This is a genomic window from Vibrio sp. TBV020 (genome assembly GCF_046056895.1).
Taxonomy (GTDB): Bacteria; Pseudomonadota; Gammaproteobacteria; order Enterobacterales; family Vibrionaceae; genus Vibrio.
This window is the reverse complement of the sequence record NZ_JBEEAQ010000003.1, coordinates 858,862-880,391: the sequence shown is the minus strand read 5'-3', so window position 1 is coordinate 880,391 and position 21,530 is coordinate 858,862. Positions and strand designations below refer to the sequence as shown.

General features: G+C 44.1%; 15 protein-coding genes. 6 read left to right on the top strand and 9 right to left on the bottom strand.

Features of this window, described 5'->3' with window-relative positions; translation table 11 throughout:
• Positions 1–35: 35 nt before the first annotated feature.
• The 6 genes from AAFX28_RS12015 to queA form a co-directional block, all read right to left on the bottom strand.
• Positions 36–527, bottom strand: coding sequence for a hypothetical protein (locus AAFX28_RS12015; RefSeq protein ID WP_408687938.1), 492 nt, complete (start codon positions 525–527; stop codon positions 36–38).
• Between the two features lie 68 nt (positions 528–595).
• Positions 596–1,543: a protein translocase subunit SecF gene (gene secF / locus AAFX28_RS12010; protein WP_408687936.1), complete on the bottom strand. Its 948-nt coding sequence runs from the start codon at positions 1,541–1,543 to the stop codon at positions 596–598.
• Positions 1,544–1,557: 14 nt separating this feature from the next.
• Positions 1,558–3,414: a protein translocase subunit SecD gene (gene secD, locus AAFX28_RS12005; RefSeq protein WP_408687934.1), complete on the bottom strand. Its 1,857-nt coding sequence runs from the start codon at positions 3,412–3,414 to the stop codon at positions 1,558–1,560.
• A 20-nt stretch (positions 3,415–3,434) separates the two neighbouring features.
• A complete protein-coding gene (yajC, locus tag AAFX28_RS12000) occupies positions 3,435–3,764 on the bottom strand; it encodes a preprotein translocase subunit YajC (RefSeq protein WP_134835677.1) in 330 nt (109 codons plus the stop codon).
• A 175-nt stretch (positions 3,765–3,939) separates the two neighbouring features.
• Positions 3,940–5,079, bottom strand: coding sequence for a tRNA guanosine(34) transglycosylase Tgt (gene tgt, locus AAFX28_RS11995; RefSeq protein WP_408687932.1), 1,140 nt, complete (start codon positions 5,077–5,079; stop codon positions 3,940–3,942).
• A 263-nt stretch (positions 5,080–5,342) separates the two neighbouring features.
• Positions 5,343–6,395, bottom strand: coding sequence for a tRNA preQ1(34) S-adenosylmethionine ribosyltransferase-isomerase QueA (gene queA, locus AAFX28_RS11990; RefSeq protein ID WP_408687931.1), 1,053 nt, complete (start codon positions 6,393–6,395; stop codon positions 5,343–5,345).
• Positions 6,396–6,711: 316 nt separating this feature from the next.
• Here queA and AAFX28_RS11985 point away from each other — a divergent pair, with 316 nt between their 5' ends.
• The 3 genes from AAFX28_RS11985 (at position 6,712) to AAFX28_RS11975 (ending at position 13,582) form a co-directional block, all read left to right on the top strand.
• Entirely contained in the window at positions 6,712–7,152 is a 441-nt protein-coding gene (locus tag AAFX28_RS11985) for a CBS domain-containing protein (RefSeq protein WP_408687930.1), read from the top strand.
• Positions 7,153–7,352: 200 nt separating this feature from the next.
• A complete protein-coding gene (locus tag AAFX28_RS11980) occupies positions 7,353–11,402 on the top strand; it encodes a cadherin-like domain-containing protein (protein WP_408687928.1) in 4,050 nt (1,349 codons plus the stop codon).
• A 239-nt stretch (positions 11,403–11,641) separates the two neighbouring features.
• Entirely contained in the window at positions 11,642–13,582 is a 1,941-nt protein-coding gene (locus tag AAFX28_RS11975) for a methyl-accepting chemotaxis protein (protein ID WP_408687926.1), read from the top strand.
• 134 nt (positions 13,583–13,716) lie between these two features.
• Here AAFX28_RS11975 and aceA read toward each other — a convergent pair whose 3' ends face one another.
• From aceA to AAFX28_RS11960, 3 genes are all read right to left on the bottom strand, one after another.
• A complete protein-coding gene (gene aceA / locus AAFX28_RS11970; protein ID WP_408687924.1) occupies positions 13,717–15,030 on the bottom strand; it encodes an isocitrate lyase in 1,314 nt (437 codons plus the stop codon).
• A 132-nt stretch (positions 15,031–15,162) separates the two neighbouring features.
• Entirely contained in the window at positions 15,163–16,809 is a 1,647-nt protein-coding gene (gene aceB, locus AAFX28_RS11965; RefSeq protein WP_408687923.1) for a malate synthase A, read from the bottom strand.
• A gap of 615 nt (positions 16,810–17,424) precedes the next feature.
• On the bottom strand, positions 17,425–18,330 hold the full coding sequence (locus AAFX28_RS11960) for a hydrogen peroxide-inducible genes activator (protein ID WP_408687921.1): 906 nt from the start codon (positions 18,328–18,330) through the stop codon (positions 17,425–17,427).
• A 199-nt stretch (positions 18,331–18,529) separates the two neighbouring features.
• On the opposite strand from AAFX28_RS11960, the gene AAFX28_RS11955 reads away from it, so the two are divergent.
• From AAFX28_RS11955 to dapD, 3 genes are all read left to right on the top strand, one after another.
• Positions 18,530–19,138 carry a peroxiredoxin gene (locus AAFX28_RS11955; RefSeq protein ID WP_408687919.1) on the top strand — a complete coding sequence of 203 codons (609 nt, stop codon included), beginning with the start codon at positions 18,530–18,532 and terminating at the stop codon, positions 19,136–19,138.
• Between the two features lie 312 nt (positions 19,139–19,450).
• Positions 19,451–20,092: a MarC family protein gene (locus AAFX28_RS11950; RefSeq protein ID WP_408687918.1), complete on the top strand. Its 642-nt coding sequence runs from the start codon at positions 19,451–19,453 to the stop codon at positions 20,090–20,092.
• A gap of 207 nt (positions 20,093–20,299) precedes the next feature.
• A complete protein-coding gene (dapD, locus tag AAFX28_RS11945; protein ID WP_408687917.1) occupies positions 20,300–21,328 on the top strand; it encodes a 2,3,4,5-tetrahydropyridine-2,6-dicarboxylate N-succinyltransferase in 1,029 nt (342 codons plus the stop codon).
• Positions 21,329–21,530: the final 202 nt, after the last annotated feature.

Below are 21,530 nucleotides of genomic sequence, written 5' to 3'. Positions count from 1 at the left end.
AGTGTGCGATAAGGGATAAGTATTCGTCCAATTTACTAGCGAGAAACAAAGCGTAGAGCAATGACGTCACCATCACTTATTAGCTCTGCATTCCAAAGGGTCGATTGCCAAGTTAAGGTTCTAGGTACTTGTTGCGAGTATCGATTAATAAACCGAACTAACGCTGCATCAACATCGCTACTCGTACTAGTGCTTAGCTGCTTCGCAACATCAAATCGCTCCCCTTCTACCTCTACAACCTGCAAAGAAAAGCCGTCAGCTCTTAGGTTAAGCTGCAGTTGTGAAAACCGATGTACTGAAAACTCAGACATTAGCTCTATTTCCACATGACCACTAGCAACCGTTGCTTGGGCAAAGTAACTGCTTCGATAATAAGCGAGCTTATCGTCACACCACATCAACTCATCACACTCTTGCCATGAGCTCTCGATAGTCTTAGCTAAGCTTATTGGTTGTTCGGTAAGTACAAGTGTATTAGCCGAAAGGTTGAAAGCCAGTAAAGATAAAAGCACACAAGACCAACGCATTATCAATTCCCATATACAACAAAGCCGCTGAATACAGCGGCTTTGATTTAAGTGATCAATAAAATACCTTATGGCATCTCATCAAACTCTGCACCTTCTTTTTCTACTTGAGGTGGCATTAGGTGTTCTTTAGTGATACCCAGTTTCAACGCTAGTGCCGAAGCAACGTAGATTGAAGAGTAAGTACCTACCGTAATACCTAGTAGAAGTGCTGTAGCGAAGCCATGAATCATTGCCCCGCCTTGTGTAAATAGTGCGATAACTACAAACAATGTCGTACCAGAAGTAATCAAAGTACGGCTTAGAGTCTGAGTGATCGAGCTGTTCATGATGTCAGCTGGCTCACCTTTACGCATCTTGCGGAAGTTTTCACGGATACGATCAAATACAACAATAGTATCGTTGAGCGAGTAACCGACTACCGTTAGAAGTGCTGCAACAATCGTTAAGTCCACTTCAATCTGCATCAAAGAGAACACACCAAGCGTGATGATAACGTCATGTGCCAGTGCCATTACCGCACCTGCTGCTAAACGCCACTCAAATCGAACCGATACATAGATCAAGATACAGATTAGAGACACTAGAATCGCAAGGCCGCCCGCTTCAGTAAGCTCGTCACCTACGTTAGGACCCACGAACTCGATACGGCGCATTTCAACGCTTTCACCCGTACCATCTTTGATTGCATTTAAGATCTGGTTACCCAGAGTCTCGCCTGCTACATCATCACGAGGGCGTAGGCGAACCATTACATCACGAGCACTACCGAAGTTCTGTACCGTTGCATCACCAAAGCCTTCCGCTTCAAGTGCACTACGAATATCTTCAAGGTTCGCTGGCTGCTCAAAACCTACTTCAATTAGGGTACCGCCGGTAAAGTCTAGACCCCAGTTCAACCACTTAGTTGATAGAGTAAAGATTGACGCACCAATCATCAAAATAGAGAAAACAAATGCCAGCTTCGACCAACGCATAAAGTCGATCGTATTTTCTGCTTTTAGAATCTGAAACATACTAATTCCTAGCCTTAGATCGACAGTTTGTTGATTCGCTTACCACCGTATGCAAGGTTCACGATACAACGTGTACCTACAATAGCTGTAAACATAGAAGTTAAGATACCGATAGAGAGCGTTACTGCGAAGCCTTTAATTGCACCCGTACCAACAGCAAATAGAATGATTGCTGTGATAAGAGTGGTAATGTTCGCATCGGCAATCGTACTAAATGCGTTCGCGTACCCTTGGTGAATTGCCTGCTGTGGACTGCGCCCATCACGAAGCTCTTCACGGATCCGCTCAAAGATAAGTACGTTTGCATCGACGGCCATACCAACGGTAAGAACGATACCTGCGATACCTGGTAGCGTCATCGTTGCACCTGGAATCATCGACATTACACCAATAATCAGGACAAGGTTTGCCATTAGCGCTACGTTAGCGATCATGCCAAATTTACGGTAGTAAACGAGTGTAAATAGCATTACCGCAACCATACCCCAGATCATCGCTTGGATACCCATATCGATGTTCTGCTGACCCATAGATGGACCAATAGTACGCTCTTCAACAATCGAGATTGGCGCAATTAGAGCACCAGCACGAAGTAGAAGTGCTAGGTTGTGAGCTTCTGCAGCTGAATCAATACCTGTGATGCGGAAATTACGACCTAGCGCAGACTGAATCGTTGCTTGGTTGATAACTTCTTCATGCTTCGTAAGAATCACTCTACCGTCAGGAGTCTTACGGCCGCTGTCTTTGTATTCAGCAAATACCGTTGCCATTAGCTTACCAATGTTCTGGCGAGAGAATGCAGACATCTTGTTACCACCTTCGCTATCTAGCGAGATGTTAACCTGAGGACGACCATATTCATCAACACTTGAGCTTGCATCCGTAATGCTTGAACCACCTAAGATAACGCGCTTTTTAAGCACAACCGGACGACCATCACGATCTTGCTTAATTTCGCTACCAGCTGGCGCACGGCCATTTGCAGCCGCAGCAAGGTCAGCTTTAGAATCCACTTCACGGAACTCTAGCGTTGCAGTCGCACCAAGAATTTCTTTCGCACGAGCGGTATCTTGAACACCCGGCAGCTCTACTACGATACGGCTAGCACCTTGGCGTTGGACTAAAGGTTCAGCAACACCTAGCTCGTTTACACGGTTACGTAGGATAGTGATGTTTTGCTCAACGGCGTAGTTACGAATTTCCGTCAGACGCTGCTCAGTAAAAGTAGCAGTAATAGAGAAACGACCATCTGAATCAGAAGTCGTAAACAGCATGTCTGGGTGGTTATTCTCTAGAACACGTTCAGCATCAGCAAGTTGCTCTGCATTACGCAGAAGAACTTCGACACCTTCTTTGCCAGCAGGGCGAATTGCACGGTAACGAATTTTCTCTTCACGAAGTTCGCTACGGAAAGCTTCTTCTTGCTGACCAACGAGTTTTTCCATTGCAGCGTCCATATCCACTTCCATTAAGAAGTGAACACCACCACGTAGGTCAAGACCTAGCTTCATTGGTGCAGCACCAATTGACTCAAGCCAGTCTGGCGTTGCAGGAGCAAGGTTCAGAGCGACAATCTTGTCTTTGCCAAGCGCTTCGTTGATGACATCACGAGCACTGATTTGCGTGTCAGTGTCGTTAAAACGTACAAGAATAGATCCATTCTCTAGAGCAATGGATTTATGAGATAAGCCCTGTTTATCAAGAGCTTTTGTGACAGAATCCAGCGTTGACATATCTACAGAGGCGCCACGCGCCCCTGTAACTTGAATAGCCGGATCTTCACCGTAGATATTTGGAAGTGCATACAATGCTGCGATAGCGATGGTAAACACCACCATCAGGTACTTCCATATAGGATAGCGGTTTAGCACAGCGAGGATCCTCTAGCTGTTTATAGAGACTTTAGCGTACCTTTTGGTAGCACTGCAGTAACGAAGTCTTTCTTGATAACAACTTCGTTATTTGTGTTCAGCTCGATAGAGATGTAGTCATTGTCTTCAGCGATTTTAGTGATCTTACCTACTAGGCCACCGCTTGTTAGAACTTCATCACCTTTGCCCATTGAGCTCATTAGGTTCTTGTGCTCTTTAACACGCTTAGCTTGTGGACGGTAGATCATGAAGTAGAAGATCACCGCGAACATACCTAGCATGATTAGCATTTCGAAACCGCCGCCTGCTGGTGCGCCTTCAGCTGCTGCGTGAGCTTGAGAAATAAACATTAAAAATATCCTCTATTATTATTTATTAATATCCAAGTTGGGCATTCGCGATTTAGTTTCAAGTCTGAGAGTGACCAATAGAGATCGCTCTCTCAAAAATAGCTTGCGTTTGCCTACTTTATTAGCAAAAGCCTCTGGCATAATGCCAAAGGCTTTAATTCTTAAAATCTGTCGATTACTGCTCTTCTTTCGCTAGTGGCGGTACTTCACGACCACGACGCTCATAGAACTCTTGCACGAACTCATCAAAACGATCTTCATCAATTGCCGTACGAATACTTTCCATTAGGCGTTGGTAGTAACGTAGGTTGTGAATCGTATTTAGACGAGCACCAAGGATTTCGTTACAACGCTCTAGGTGGTGAAGATACGACTTAGAGTAGTTTTGACAAGTGTAACAGTCACAGTGCGGATCTAATGCAGTTGTATCTGTTTTGTGTTTCGCATTACGGATCTTGATCACACCGCCAGTCACAAACAGGTGACCATTACGTGCGTTACGCGTTGGCATTACACAGTCGAACATATCGATACCACGACGAACACCTTCGACTAGGTCTTCTGGCTTACCTACACCCATTAGGTAACGAGGCTTGTCTTCTGGTAGCTGAGGACATGTGTGCTCAAGAATACGGTGCATGTCTTCTTTTGGCTCACCTACTGCTAGGCCGCCGACTGCGTAACCGTCAAAACCGATCTCAGTTAGACCTTTTACAGACACGTCACGTAGATCTTCGTAAACACCACCTTGAACGATACCAAATAGGTTGTTCGGGTTTTCTAGCTTATCGAAGTGATCGCGTGAACGCTGTGCCCAACGTAGTGACATTTCCATCGATTTCTTCGCTTCGTTGTGCGTCGCTGGGTATGGCGTACACTCGTCGAAGATCATTACGATGTCTGAACCTAGGTCTTTTTGAATTTCCATCGACTTTTCAGCGTCCATGAAAATTTTGTCACCGTTTACAGGGTTACGGAAATGTACACCTTGCTCAGTGATAGTACGCATCTTACCTAGGCTAAATACTTGGAAACCGCCTGAATCGGTAAGGATAGGACCTTGCCAGTTCATAAAGTCATGCAGGTCACCATGCATTTTCATTACTTCCTGGCCAGGGCGTAGCCATAGGTGGAAAGTGTTACCTAGAAGAATTTCAGCGCCTGTGCCTTTTACTTCTTCTGGTGTCATACCTTTAACAGTACCGTACGTACCAACTGGCATGAATGCAGGTGTTTGAACTGTGCCACGTTCAAAGGTCAGTTGACCACGACGCGCAACACCGTCTTTTTTCTTAAGATCGAATTTTAACTTCACGAAGCCTCCGGTTGTCAGAGAAACAGTCTGACATTAAGTTCAGAGCTTTAAGCTCTATGAGGAGCGGTCGCCTTCCATGCGAGATACTAACTAGCCTTCTAGTTAGTGTCCTAGCGTACTGCTAGCACTCGTAAACATTTTAGTGTTCAAACCAATTCGCTTGAACATAAGAGATTCCCTACTCGCTAATTCTTCACTCTATGGAATGACAAGCACGTCATTCCTGAATCGAGGCACGAGATGTCAGGAATCTCTATAGTAATTTATGCCGTTTTCTTTTTAATGAACATCGAATCACCATACGAGAAGAAGCGGTACTTATTCTCTACAGCGTGCTTATAAGCATTCATCGTATTCTCATAACCTGAAAAAGCACTCACTAACATAATTAGCGTTGATTCTGGCAGGTGGAAGTTAGTGATTAAACAATCCACTAACTGATATTCATAACCTGGGTAGATGAAGATTTCAGTATCGCCAAAGAAAGGAACAAGCTCTGTGCCCTTTTTCAACGCATCTTGCGCTGCACTTTCTAGAGAGCGCACTGATGTCGTACCTACCGCAATAATTCGGCCACCACGCGCTTTAGTTGCACTGATCGCATCAACCACTTCTTGTGGTACTTCCACGTACTCTGCGTGCATGTGGTGATCGTTAATATCGTCCACTTTTACAGGCTGGAAAGTACCTGCGCCAACGTGCAAAGTCACATACGCAAACTCTGCGCCTTTTGCTTTGATTTTCTCAAGCAGTGGCTCATCAAAGTGCAAACCCGCCGTTGGTGCTGCTACTGCACCTGGTTTTTGGTTATAAACCGTTTGGTAGCGCTCTTTGTCAGAATCCTCGTCTGGGCGGTCAATGTATGGAGGAAGTGGCATGTGGCCAATCTCTTCCAATACCGCAAGAACGTTTTGCTCAGAGTTAAACTTTAACTCGAACAATGCGTCATGACGCGCAACCATTTGTGCAGAAAACTCGTCATTCTCACCAACAAAAATAGTACTGCCTGGTTTTGGTGATTTTGAGCAACGAACGTGAGCTAGAATACTCTTTTCATCCACGACTCGCTCAACCAGTACTTCTAATTTACCACCCGACTCTTTACGACCAAACATACGCGCTGGAATGACTCGTGTATTATTAAATACAACTAAGTCACCTGGCTGTACTTGTTCTAATACGTCGGTAAATGTGCCATCAACTAGCTCACCGGTGTTGCCATCCATTTGTAATAAACGGCTAGCTGTGCGCTCAGGTTGAGGGTAACGAGCAATAAGCTCATCCGGTAAATCAAAGTGAAAATCTGATACTTGCATGTTACTAATCTTTAGTCGTGGTTTCTTATGTCGTGATGGAAGTCGAACTGATTCTGTCACAAACAGACGACGAGTTTTTCGCAGCCGACTAGTATATTGCCCATGCGAGCAATAGCAAGAAAAGAGATGTGAATTATTGTAATTCATGTACTCAATTTTGCTCTCAAGTCTGTTTATTATTTCGCTGAATTATTCGCCAGTTGATTTACCGCAAAAAAGTCATGGTTATAGCAGGAAAAACAGGTTTAGCTCTCAAACTCCATCGACAAAAATTACTATATTTAAGGAGTAAAGAATAATAACTCAGGAGGCAGCCATGATTAAGATAGAAGAAATGATGACGCGTCACCCTCATACGCTTCTTCGCTCTCACAATCTCGCCGATGCAAAAAGCATGATGGAAGCGCTCGACATTCGCCATGTCCCAATTGTCGATGCCAACAAGCATTTACTCGGTGTCGTATCTCAACGTGATGTATTAGCCGCTCAAGAATCTAGCTTGCAGAAGATACCAGAAAATCAATCTTTCACACTCAACACCCCACTTTACGAGGTGATGAAAACCGGCATCATGACTGTTTCACCACAAGCTGGGTTAAAAGAAAGTGCACTCTATATGCAAAAACACAAAGTGGGTTGTTTACCGGTTGTCGAAAAAGGCCATTTGGTCGGCATTATTACTGACAGTGACTTTGTGGCAATCGCGATCAATTTACTGGAGCTTCAAGAAGAGGTTGAACCAGAAGAAGTGGATTAATCCCTTTCCAGACTATTTTCAAGTGCTTATCTGATGAAGATAAGCACCCACCCCGCAGTCACCACCTCACAACTCTTTAACTTCGAACCAAAAAATAAAACAAACATTTTACAAACTGTCATTCTAATTATATTGTGCTCAATAACAACACCCCATTCTGTTTAGAGGTTAGTATGAGGTTTCATGGAGTTCGATTAAGTGTGACTAAAATAGTGATAAGTGCGTTGTTGTATATCGTGAGTATTGCGGCAAATGCAGCACCTGTTGCTATAACAGGGTATAGCGCCCCTGCTGATGGATACTATAGCCAAGGTTCTACGATTGAGTTTGAAGTCAGCTATTCAAGCTTAGTGTTTATCTTTGGTGGCGCTGAGAATGTTTTCATTCCCATTACGGTCGGAGACAAGCAGAGGAAAGCTGTAATGTCTTCAATTGGAGGAGAGAATCATCTCACCTTCAGTTATGTGATCCAAGCGGGTGACGAGGACTTTGACGGTATTTATCATCAAGGTCAAATCATGTTGACCAACGGGGCATATATTGTTTCGTATCCAGCAAACTCAATTCCCGCGAGTCAAAAATTTTCTCGACCTGAAACATTAGATAGAGTCATTGTCGACACAACTGTTCCTGAGTTGAGTTTACTCTCAAGTGTACCCGCCCATACATCTTTATCAGAGCCGACAATACGTATCGAAGCGAGTAAAGCCGGTGCCATAAAAACACTAGGTAATTGTGCTATTAAACACAGCTCTACCGTCTCTCAAGGTATTAACCAGTTAACTCTGACTAATTCAGATGGCAATCCATATCAGGATGGTACCTATAGCGATTGTACTCTTCAGTTAGAAGATGCGTATGGCAATACAAGTTTGATCGTTTCTGTGCCTAAATTTCAAATTGACAGCCAGATCCCAGCGTTTAACACATTCTTGGGTACCGTTGAAGAGAATGCGGTAACACTTGATATTGAGACTTCAAAGGATGCCACTGTCAGTATCGTGGTACTACCAAAGTTTTCTCCTGCACCGAGTGTTAACCAAGTTATCTTAGGCTTAGACGGCAACGGTTCTCCCGCAGAGTACTTTGACCAAGTATCGACTCAAGTATCAACACCAATGCAGTTAGTAATGGGAGGCTTAAACTATCATAGCGAATATGTTCTCTACGGCGCTCTAGTTGATAACTACGATTTAGTCAGCTCTGAACCAAGCTCTATTAATATCACGACTGCCTTAAATTCGAATAACACGTTAACAGCAGCATCTATTGTTAAAGAGCCTGTGCGCCTACCACTTTCAGCGAACATAGAGGCAGACGCTGTTGCTCTATTTGATTTCACCGTTTCCGATATTAACGGTACAGACGGTACTCAGCTGAGCATTGCAGACGTTCGTATCCACAGCTCAGCTAACATTTCAGATTTGGCGAAATTAAGATTTAGCTTGGTTAGTCCTGATGACCCTAGCTATGAAGTGCAAGGAGGAATTCTCGCCGCAGATGGTGGAGCTAGACCATACCCAGAGCAAAAGAGCTACATCCGCTTTGCACAACTGTCAGTCCCAATCCCTGATGGTGGCGACATGACCTTTGTCCTTAAAGCGTATATACCGGATCCAAGCGCTGTTTCACCCAATACCGTTTATGATTTCGCATTACATGGTGGATGGGATATCACGCTATCTGCAGCGCAAACAATGCAAGGCTACGTAAGTAACGGGTCAGGAACCACAATACAATTTCCTGAAGTCGCGCAGCGAACACCGGCCGCATCTTACGACAAAAATCGCTTCCCGAATGTATCTCTGTATACGTCATCCGCTGGCACTGTCATCTTTGGTGGCGACTGCGCCCACTCTGAAACCAGTTCAAACGAGGGTATTGCGAGTTATAAGCTAACTTCGATAAACGAGCCACTTTCAGATGGCCTCTATTCATGTACTGCGCAATTTACAGAAGTGGGTGGCGAGGTTGCTCCTGAAATTACATTGACACCGTTTATTATCGACAATGTTGCTCCAGCCATCATCAACGGACCAAATAGTGTCACTCCCAATATAGAACCTGGAACATCCCACTCCATTCAATACACAGCTGTGGATGAATACACACCATCATCAGATGTCACCTATACCTTGATCTCTCCTCCAACCGCGGGCGATGTCATGGTTAATTCCTCGAAGGTAAACAGTGGAGGAGCTTGGAGCCAACAAAGCATTACTAATGGCGAGGTCACGTATCAACATAATGGTGGCCCAGAACTTTCTGACACTTTCGTTTTCTCGATTGCAGATGAGCTAGGGAATACTACATCCATCCAAACCTATCGCATTAATTTAAATCAAGACAGCGATGGCGATGGGTTACGTGATAAATGGGAAACCGATTTTGGCCTAAACCCTGCCGATCCATCAGATGCGTTCGCCGATCCGGACCGTGACGGGTGCGATAACCTTTGTGAATTTAATGGTGGTACTGATCCACTTGCGGATGAATTTCCACCCGTGTTCGATGATTTAAATAATGACTATCATATCCAAATCAACGCTAACTCGATGTACACCAAAGTGGTCACAAGTACATTGGTTGCGAGTGACGAGGGAGGCCAAGAGGTTACGGTTAAAGGAGCAAACAATAAAGTTCCAGAAACAGGCTCTATTTTGCACTTACGACCGGGCCGATATGTATACGAATATATCGCTCGCGATCCTTCTGGAAATGAAGCGCATGCGATTCAAATCATTGATATTTATCCTGCGATTGAATTGGCAGAGAATGTCGTCACAGCCGAAGGCAATCAGCTTTTTGTTGAAGTAACACTTAACGGTCAATTGCCTTGTCATAACGACTCATGTGAAGTACCACTATCAATTGGAAATTCACCAACAGAAGACAGCGCAGACTTTGGAAGCGATTATGCGATTGATAATTGCAGTGCGGTTACGTCAGAGTCTCTCTCAACTAATGTAACGCTATCTCCGAAAGAAAATGTCTTCACGCTTACACTCAATGTTTGTGAAGATGGAATTGCGGAAACAACTGAGCACTTCACATTGCAATTAGCCGCTGACTCTAACCCATTAAGTAGTGAGGGACTACCAATCAACTTGGGCGGAATGAGTACGCAGAAGTTCACGATTACAGAGCAAAATCTACCTCCTGCTATCACCATCAGCGCGTTTGATGGCGAAGGTAACATGAAGCAGAGCTTTGAGGCAGGCAGTCAACTAAACATTGAAGCTCAGTATTCCGACCCAAATAGAGATACAACTTACACCGAGTGGCAACTTCCTGATGAACTGTTCGGTTTAGAACCATCGTCGGACCAGGCGAGCAGTTCAATCAGTTTTGCAGCATCGGACCTTGAGCCTGGCGACTACTCTTTTACGGTCAAAGTTGGCGATCATGAATACCAAACTGAAACGTCGATTATGATTAACATCATGGCTGAAAATGTCTCGATGGATCCGACTAAAGATAGCGACGGTGACGGCATTATGGATGATCAGGAAGGTATGCTCGATGCTGACCAAGATGGTGTTCCTGACTACCTCGATCACAGTGAATCGGCCCAAAATCAAATGGCTCAGGACGTTATGGATGACACCAAATACAATATGGAGTCCATGACAGGTACACAGCTAAAATTAGGTAACTCGGCTAAGTCTCAGAGTAACTCAGGCCCATTACTTAACGATGAAGATCTTGAAAATCTAGGAATCCCTCAGCCTGACGGCGTAACAGTGGGAGGTGTGTTCGATTTTGAAATTCATCAACTCAACACTGAAGGTCAATCGACTAGCCTAGTGATTCCACTACGCGAAGCGATGATAGAAGGTGGCCAATACACGAAATTCAAGCCAGATACAGGCTGGGTTGTGTTCGTAGAAGATGAGCACAATTACATATCGGGTGCTATTGGCTACGAAGGCTACTGCCCTCCGCCATCAAGTTCAGAGTTTTTGGAAAGCGATGGCATTACTCCTCGCCCTCTGCAAGCAGGAGATTGGTGCCTCAAAATCACGATTCAAGATGGTGGCCCAAATGATGATGATGGCCTAGCAAACAAGAGCATCGTGGATCCTGGCGGTATCGTTGTACACAACTATGTGCCGCCGCCTTCAACGCCTGACAATGGAACACCTCCAACATCCACGCTACCATCAAACGGTGGTTCTGGTGGCACACTTCCATTGAGCACCCTATTCGGGCTTTTAGCATTGATATTTCTAAGACGCAAAGACCACTAAAAGTACAAAGCCTTGGCACACGCCAAGGCTTTTTGTTTTCACGAAGTTAGATACTCACCTGTCCCTTTAAAAACTCTCTCTTTTCTAAATCAGACTCTTACATCACACTGTTTGCCTTCCATGTGATTTTGGCTGCATAAGGAGCTATCTACCACTACACTTAATTACAAAACTATAAATACAATTACTTATGACGTTGGTTCAGTTCAATCATTCAATCCACCAACAGGGATATTGGTATGAGCCTAAAAAAACTATTAACTCTAGGTTTTGGAGTGATCCTAGGATTAATTTTGATCATTTCTGTCGTCGCCTCACTTCGTTTTTATCAATCCAGTGACGGGTTTAACACCTACCGTGGCTTAGCCCTAACCAGCGTTTCTACCGGTAGAATTCAAGCTAACATTCTCGAAGCTCGTTTAGCCGCGCTCAAATACGTAAAGAACCATGACCAAGCCAATATCGCAGAGCTCAACAAGCGCATTACCCTTGCTATTGAGTTAATAGAGGAAGTATTAAATTCCCACCTTGACGATGAACACAAGTCTGATTTTATTGCGATAGAAAACCAGTTAAGCCAATATCAACAAGGGTTTAATCAGGTCATCCAATTGGTGAATCAACGTAATCAGTTGGTCAATAATCAGCTCGACCCTGCAGGGTTGGCGATGAGAAAGTCTGTCTCCAACATAATGAATCAAGCTGCTACAGAGGATGATCTTGATGTAGCCGTTAACGCTGGTACGCTTCAACAACATCTATTGCTAGCACGCCTTTACGCTTCCAAGTTTCTCACCAGTAACTCTCAAAGTGACTCCGATAGAGCCATGGAAGAGTTCGCATTACTCGAAAACTTAGCCAATAATGTCGACAATCAATTGGTTACAAGTGAACAAATCGCCTACTTCGAATCCTTTAAATCAGCCTTTGAACAGTATCGTTCAACATTTGATCAGGTGGTTCAAACCATCAACTCACGCAACCAGATCATCTCAGGTACACTCGATGTTATGGGAGCCTCTGCTGCTCGAACCATTGAAGAAATAAAACTCGCGACGAAAGACAAACAAGATTCTGTCGGCCCTGAAATGGTCGAACGCTTTGCCAGTGCACAGGTCATCTTAATTGTTCTTTCATTCATTGTGATAGTCAGTGCATTGGGTATTGCAGTTGCCATCTATCGCAGCGTTCTGAAAGTGGTGGGTGGCGAACCTAGCCAAATCCAAGAAGTCGTGGCAGAAGTCGCCTCAGGAGATCTCTCCACTCATATCAAAACATCAGGCAATGAAACTGGCATTTACGCCAACATCTTGCAGATGCGTACTGAACTACGCAGAATCATCGATGGGTTCCACCAAATCTCAGACAATGTCTCTTCTTCTTCGGTTTCACTCACCAGCATCATGAGTGAGACGGAAAATAATGCTCAGCAAGAACTCAGTCAGGTTGAACAAATCGCCACAGCAATCAATGAGTTGTCGAGTACCGCCTCCGAAGTCAGCCAAAATGCAGCTAACGCAGAGAACGCTGCCAGTGATGCAACGAATAATGTAGTTGAAGGTGGACGCCTATTAGATGCTTCCGATGAAGTCTCACGTAAAGTCGATAGCTCAATTGACGAAACTTCTAAGATCGTCAATCAATTACAAGAATACTCCGTTGAAATTGGTACTGTAGTTGAAGTGATCAACTCCATTTCAGAACAGACCAACCTGCTTGCGCTCAATGCTGCCATCGAGGCTGCTCGTGCTGGTGAACAAGGTAGAGGGTTTGCTGTCGTCGCTGATGAGGTCCGTTCTTTAGCAGCCAAAACTCAGCAATCGACGGTTGATATCCAAGAGATTATTTCTCGCTTACAAGCTCAAGCAAAAGATGCAAATCAATACATGCAGTCTAATTTAGCCTTAGCGGAAGATTCGCGTAAATACAGTGAGCAGCTTCGTGCTGCATTCTCTTCAATTACCGAGTCGGTTTCTCTCATTTCAGATATGAATACGCATGTGGCCACGGCTTCTGAAGAACAATCAGGAGTGACACAAGACATTTCACAAAATGTCTCTCACGCTTTTGATTTAGTGAATAAAAACGTGTCTGGTATAGAAGAGAGCAAACGAGCGAGTGATGAGTTATCGAGCCTTGCCGAAAAACAAAAAGAACTATTAAGCTTCTTTAAACTGTAAATAAAAAAGAGCGGCTAAAGCCGCTCAAAAGCATGTCAACGTTTATGCCTAAACAGAATATCCATACCCAAATATTAGTGAGTTCAGTCCTGCTCGATGAACTCACTAATTGTGGTACTAATGGCTAGGGATTCTTAGAATTGGTCTTCTTCAGTAGAACCTGTCAGTGCAGTTACTGATGAGTTACCACCTTGAATCGTATTGGTCATCTTATCGAAGTAACCTGTACCCACTTCTTGTTGGTGAGCAACGAACGTATATCCTTTCTCCGCAGCTTGGAACTCAGGGCGCTGTACTTTCTCAACATAGTGGCGCATACCCTCACCCTTCGCGTAGTCATGAGCAAGTTCGAACATGTTAAACCACATGTTGTGGATACCCGCTAGCGTGATGAACTGGTATTTGTAGCCCATATCCGATAGCTCTTGTTGGAATTTAGCGATGGTTTCAGAATCTAAATTCTTCTCCCAGTTGAATGATGGTGAACAGTTGTATGCTAGTAGCTGACCTGGGTACTCAGCGTGGATTGCTTCAGCGAACTTACGCGCCTCTTCTAGACATGGAGTTGCTGTTTCACACCAGATAAGGTCAGCGTATGGAGCATAAGCTAGACCACGAGCGATAGCTTGGTCGATACCTGCACGAACGCGGTAGAAACCTTCTTGTGTACGTTCACCTTCGATGAAGTCCGCATCGTATGAATCACAATCAGACGTAATCAAGTCAGCTGCGTTCGCATCAGTACGTGCAATAACAAGAGTCGTTGTACCAGAAACGTCGGCCGCAAGACGAGCTGCCACGAGTTTTTGAACCGCTTCTTGGGTTGGTACTAGAACTTTACCGCCCATGTGGCCACATTTCTTCACTGAAGCTAATTGGTCTTCAAAGTGAACGCCAGCTGCGCCAGCATCAATCATCGACTTCATGAGTTCGTAAGCGTTTAATACACCACCAAAGCCTGCTTCCGCGTCCGCAACGATTGGTAGGAAGTAATCAATACCACCTTCATCGGCTGGCGACTTGCCATTTGACCACTGAATTTGGTCAGCACGGCGGAATGAGTTATTGATGCGCTTAACCACTGACGGTACCGAATCTACAGGGTAGAGTGATTGGTCAGGGTACATAGTTGATGCAGTGTTGTTATCTGCCGCTACCTGCCAGCCTGATAGGTAAATCGCTTCGATACCCGCTTTCGCTTGCTGAACAGCCTGACCACCCGTTAGAGCACCAAGACAGTTAACATAGCCTTTTTTCGCATCACCGTTGACCAGTGACCATAGCTTGTCAGCACCACGTTGGGCGATGGTGTTAGCAGGCACCATTGAGCCACGTAGTTCTACCACTTCTTCAGCTGTGTAAGGACGCTTAACGTTCTTCCAGCGTGGGTTAGTTGCCCAGTCTTTTTCCAGAGCTTCGATTTGTTGGCGGCGAGTTAAGTTAGTCATTGGTCTATCCCTCTTTTGATTTGCGCTTCTAATATGTTGAAAACACAGGCGCTGTTTTTTCCTTGTTCTTTGGCAGTACATCCTTCTCTGCCGCAAACGATTCACGTTATTGTTGAGTTGTTATTGGTTTACTTAATCCAAGTAGTCGTAACCTGGAATAGTTAAGAAATTGGTCAGCTCATCACTGGTGGTCAGTTTCGCCATCAGTACTGCGGCTTCATCAAAGCGTCCAGATTCAAAGCGCTCTTGCCCTACTTCTTCTTTGACGACTTTGATTTCTTCAGCTAGATATTGCTCGAATAATTCTTTCGTTACGGTTTGCCCGTTATCAAGCGCTTTGCCATGCTGAATCCATTGCCAGATAGAAGCACGAGAGATTTCAGCGGTCGCCGCGTCTTCCATCAAGCCATAGATAGGCACACAGCCGTTACCTGAGATCCATGCTTCGATGTATTGCAGAGCAACACGGATGTTATGACGCATACCTTGCTCAGTAATTGCTCCATCACAAGGGGCAAGTAAGTCTTCTGCCGTCACTGGTGCATCTTGATGACGTGATACATTGAGTTGGTTAGTACGCTCTCCTAATGCCAAGTCAAACACCGCTAGAGCAGTATCTGCTAAGCCTGGGTGAGCAACCCAAGTGCCATCATGTCCGTTGTTCGCTTCTAACGACTTATCGTTATGGACTTTATCGAGCACTTGCTGATTGGTTTGTGGGTCTTTCGCAGGGATGAAGGCGGCCATACCTCCCATTGCGAAAGCACCACGCTTGTGACAAGTACGAACAAGCAAACGCGAGTAAGCATTCAGGAACGGCTTATCCATTGTCACCACCTGACGATCCGGCAGCACGCGATCAGGGTGTTTTTTCAAGGTTTTGATGTAGCTGAAGATGTAATCCCAACGACCACAATTCAGGCCAACAATATGCTCTTTGAGTGAAAACAGAATTTCATCCATCTCAAATACAGCAGGTAAGGTTTCAATCAGCACCGTCGCTTTGATCGTGCCTGTATCAAGACCGAAATAGTCTTCAGTAAAGTGGAACACTTGGCTCCACCATTGTGCTTCTTTATGAGACTGCAATTTAGGAATATAAAAGTAAGGGCCGCTGCCTTTTCTCAACAAATTGGCGTAGTTGTTGTAAAAGTAAAGCGCAAAGTCAAACAGCGCCCCTGGAATAATCTGACCGTTATACGTTACGTGCTTTTCTTTTAGGTGTAGGCCACGAACTCGGCAGATTAGAACCGCTGGATCTTCCTCCAGCTTATAGTGCTTACCATTAACCGGATTGGTATAGTTGATGTCACCGTTAACTGCGTCGCGCAAGTTAATTTGGCCATCAAGCACCTTACTCCAAGCGGGTGCCATTGAATCTTCAAAATCCGCCATGAATACTTTCACATTGGCATTAAGTGCATTAATCACCATTTTACGGTCTGTCGGACCTGTGATTTCTACGCGGCGATCTTGTAGATCTTGTGGAATTCCTTGGATCTTCCAGCTTCCTTCACGGATATCTTGCGTATCCTTGAGGAAATCCGGCAGTTCACCAGCATCGATCTTTGCTTGCTTCTCTTCTCGAGTAGACAGCAATTGCTCAACCTGACTAGCGAACTTATCACACAGTAGAGACAAAAAAGTTTGGGCTTCAACAGGGAAAATCGCTTGGTGCTCTGGCGAAAGGGTACCAGTGACACTAAGCATGCCTTCGGTTAGTAGGGTTTCTTGGGCTTCTACTGTTGTTTTTTCTCTATCTGGTGTATTAGCAAGCATAGTTTCTTCCTCTATGAACCTTTCGATACATCTATCGAACGTTACCTTAATTACATTTGTAACTATCAAACAACAACCAAACATCCTTACTGATTGTTACCTGACTAGGTTTTTTGTTTTGTTGCCACTTAGACTGACTGACTAGAACAAGCATTTCAATCTAGACATAAGTCTTACTGGGCTTACATTTAAGCTATACCAAACATGGGTAGAGTAAAAGACCTAAAGTAAACAAAACGTTAAATTCAAAGTTTTGTTCCGTGAGGTGCAAGCTATTGATTTTGATCACCAAAACGTAACCACTTACGTAATTTAATTACAGTAAAATTGGCAGTGTAAAAACGTTTCAAACAGGCGTTTGATTCATTTCAACAAGAGAAAAACCTAAGCAGGACTGGGCTTAACCGCGATATGCAACCAAACAATTAAACAAAGAGAAAATGCTGAGTTGTAAAATTCACACTGTGAAATTTCACAATTTAATGAAATCTTCATTAAGATTTCGTTGTGAAATTTTACAAGTTAAAGTTGACCAGCAGAATAAAATGCTAAAAAGCACACTAAAGTCAGTGTGCTTTTTATGGAGTTAGGAAGAAAGTGGACTACTACTTACCGCTAAAGTAGCTCTGAAACAACATCTGCTAATTGATCAAATGTACTCACACGGGATGAACTTGGTCGCCAAACTAGACCTATGTGTCGGTGAGCCTGCTGCCCTGGAGCATCAACAACGACTAAGTTTTGGTTTTCAATTAACCCATGGTCAATCGCCATTTGCGGAATAAAGGTGGTCCCCATACCGTTCGCCACCATTTGAACTAAGGTGTGTAAACTGGTGGCAGAGAATGGGTTGATCTTCTCTTTATCTGTTAGCTTACATGCTGAAACGGCGTGTTCCGTTAAACAGTGCTCTTTCTCTAATAAGAAGACGAACTCATTAGGCAAGTCTGCATACTTAATTGGCGTTTGAATCGCATCAGCCTGATTCTGACTAATGATCATTCTAAATGGGTCATTGCCAACAATACGGCTATCCATGCCATCAATATCGACAGGTAGAGCTAAGATCAATACATCAAGTTCACCATGGCGTAGTGCTGCCAAAAGGTTGGTAGTGGTATCTTCTCTTAATAGTAAGTTCAGTTGAGGGAAGCGCTGGTTTACTTCTTGGACTAAGTCACACAGCAAGAAAGGTGCAATAGTCGGAATACAGCCAACGCGTAGCTGCCCTTCCATCTCATCCCCTTGGCACAAACGCCCAAGCTCAACCAAGTCTTGCCCTTTTGCTAGTAGCTCACGTCCTTGCTGTACAACCAGCTCACCCGCTTGAGTAAAAACCAACGGGCTTTTCTTATCTTTCTTTTCATATAGAGGACAACCAATCAACTCTTCGAGGTTTTGGATACCTTTACTTAAGGTCGATTGACTAACAAAACACTTTTCAGCCGCTTCACTAAAGTGGCGAGTTTCATGAAGAGTGATGAGATAATGTAATTGCTTGAGGCTAGGCCACTTATTCATAGATATATCGATATAATCTGACTGGATATTGACCAAGTTAATAAAAAACAGCTTATCGCTTTTTTCGATTAACTTAATCTATTTAATTCGCTTTTTTACATACTACAATTTGTACTATAGTTTGTCGCGTACAAACACGGACCAAACCAATCATACTTATCTTGGTTTGGAACTAACCATATATTTTAGGAGCAAAAAAATGGTACTAGTAGGTCGTCAAGCCCCAGATTTTACTGCTGCAGCTGTTCTAGGTAACGGTGAGATCGTTGATAACTTCAACTTTGCAGAGTTCACTAAAGGTAAGAAAGCAGTAGTTTTCTTCTACCCACTAGATTTCACTTTCGTTTGCCCATCAGAGCTAATCGCTTTTGACAACCGTCTAGCTGACTTCCAAGCTAAAGGTGTTGAAGTAATCGGTGTTTCTATCGATTCTCAGTTCTCTCACAACGCATGGCGTAACACTGCTATCGAAGATGGCGGTATCGGTCAAGTTAAGTACCCACTAGTTGCTGACGTTAAGCACGAAATCTGTAAAGCTTACGACGTTGAGCACCCAGAAGCAGGTGTTGCTTTCCGTGGTTCTTTCCTAATCGACGAAGAAGGTACTGTACGTCACCAAGTAGTTAACGACCTACCACTAGGCCGTAACATCGATGAAATGCTACGCATGGTTGACGCTCTAAACTTCCACCAGAAGAATGGTGAAGTATGTCCTGCACAGTGGGAAGAAGGTAAAGCAGGTATGGACGCATCTCCAAAAGGTGTTGCAGCGTTCCTATCTGAGCACGCAGAAGACCTAAACAAGTAATAACTTGTTGAACATACCCTCGCTCAACGGGTGTGTTGGTTGGTAAATATAAAGCTATAAAAGCACTTAGCGCAAAAAGCGCAGCGCCAATCAGTTCTAAGTAAAGTCTTAATCGAAACCCAAAGCATTGCTTTGGGTTTTCTTTTTGTGCAAATAGTTGCCCTCGCCTTAGCTTCTACTCGTAAATACTAACTCTTTGAATTGACGATATAACCACACAGATAAATAGGCTGTTTTTTATTCAGTCTTACTTTAGTATCTAAGCTGCACGGATAGCAACGTTGCATATGCCGTCTTTATTAAGGGAATAATATGAAAGAACTGATCATTCACACCATTACCGTTTTCATGGGCTTTTTTGCGATTATGAATCCTATCGCGAATACACCAATCTTTCTTGGCCTAACAAATGGCAACGACCGAGAGACAACTAAGTCAGTAGCCTTTCGCTCAGTGCTGATCGCATTCTTCATCGTATCGATTTTTGCCATTTCAGGAAAAGTCATCTTCGACCTCTTTGGTATTACTCTTTACGCACTACGAATTACCGGTGGGATACTGGTCTTCCTCATTGGTTTTCATATGCTGCAAGGCGATTCGACCCACAGCACGACAAAAGAGAAGGTGAACTCAGACGCTCAAAAAGATGCCGCGTTAAGTATCGCTGTCTCACCGTTAGCAATGCCAATTTTGGCTGGACCAGGCACTATAGCCACCGCGATGAATTTTGCTACGACCGGTGGACTTTATGAAACCATCATTACCATTATTGCTTTCGGTCTATTGTGCGCACTAACCTACGTTCTTTTTGTTTTTGGTGAACGATTTGTCAAAGCAGTCGGACCAAGTGCCTTAAATGTCATTACTCGAATGATGGGATTAATTCTTGCTGTGATAGGAATGCAAATGCTCATCGAAGGTGTAGAACAAGCGTACAAAGCCCTATTTATCTAGCTTTTCAGGCTGATAGCAAACACAAACTAAAGAAATGCCAACATTTCTTAACAGACAAACATATCTCTAAAGAGACAAAAAATATCGGCTTACAGACTTTATCTAGTTCTACTCTTTAAAGTCGAATCACCTCTCTTTATGATGACTCTAACGTAATTTAAGAGGGCAACGACGCTCTCTCACTGAATTTAAACATGGAGATTCAACATGGCTTACTTTTCTCTAGCCTTTGGTACGGCAACTAAAAACCGTGACGGAAAAATCATCGAAGCATTTTTCCCAAACCCAGTTCTAAATCCAGCTGATGCTCTTGTAGAAGCTGTAGCAAAAGTTGCAGGTTACGAGCAAGGTAACCAAGCTATCGAAATCTCTGCAGCGCAAAGTGCTGAACTTGCGAGTGCTTTCGAAGCAAACGGCGACGCTGCGAATGCCTCTTTCGCAGCAAAAGCAGCTGAATCAACACAACCACTTGTTCTAGTAGTTCTAGCTACAGACGAGAAACCAGCTTCTGTGGCTGAAGGCTTCCTAAAACTACAACTAATTTCTAACCGTCTAGTTCAACCACACGGTACTGTTCTTGACGGTATCTTTGGTCTACTACACAACATCGCATGGACAAACGAAGGTCCAATCGATCTACCTGAGCTTGCTGATCGTCAAATCGAAGCACGCCTAGCTGGTCGCGCACTGTCTGTAGATTGCGTAGACAAGTTCCCTAAAATGGTTGATTACGTGGTTCCAACTGGCGTACGTATTGCCGATACATCACGCGTTCGTCTTGGTGCTCACGTAGGCGAAGGCACAACAGTTATGCACGAAGGCTTCATTAACTTCAACGCTGGTACTACTGGTGTAAGCATGGTTGAGGGCCGTATCTCTGCAGGTGTTGTGGTTGGCAATGGCTCAGACATCGGTGGTGGTGCATCAATCATGGGTACGCTATCAGGTGGTGGTACTGTTGTCGTTTCTATCGGTGAAAACTCACTACTAGGTGCGAACGCAGGTCTTGGCTTCCCACTGGGTGACCGTTGTACTGTAGAGTCAGGTCTTTACGTTACCGCTGGCTCTAAAGTTCGTATGATTGCTGAAGGCAAAGAAGTTGAAGTAGTTAAAGCTCGTGACCTTGCAGGCGTTTCAGATCTTCTATTCCGTCGCAACTCAGTGACAGGTCAAATTGAATGTCTTGCAAACAAGTCAGCAGTTGAGCTGAACTCTGAACTGCACAGCAACAACTAAAGTAAAGCAATTCTTTTAAGGCTGACATGAAAGTGTCAGTCTTTTTTGTTGTTCATTTTTCGTGGTGGACAACAATCCGCCAATTTAGCATCCCCTTCACACTTCGCGCCACCAACTCATCATACCAGTTGTCATATCCATTATTCGGCGTTAGTTTAGCCACTCTTCATTTCCTCTTGGAACTATCGCGTTCGTCTAAGTT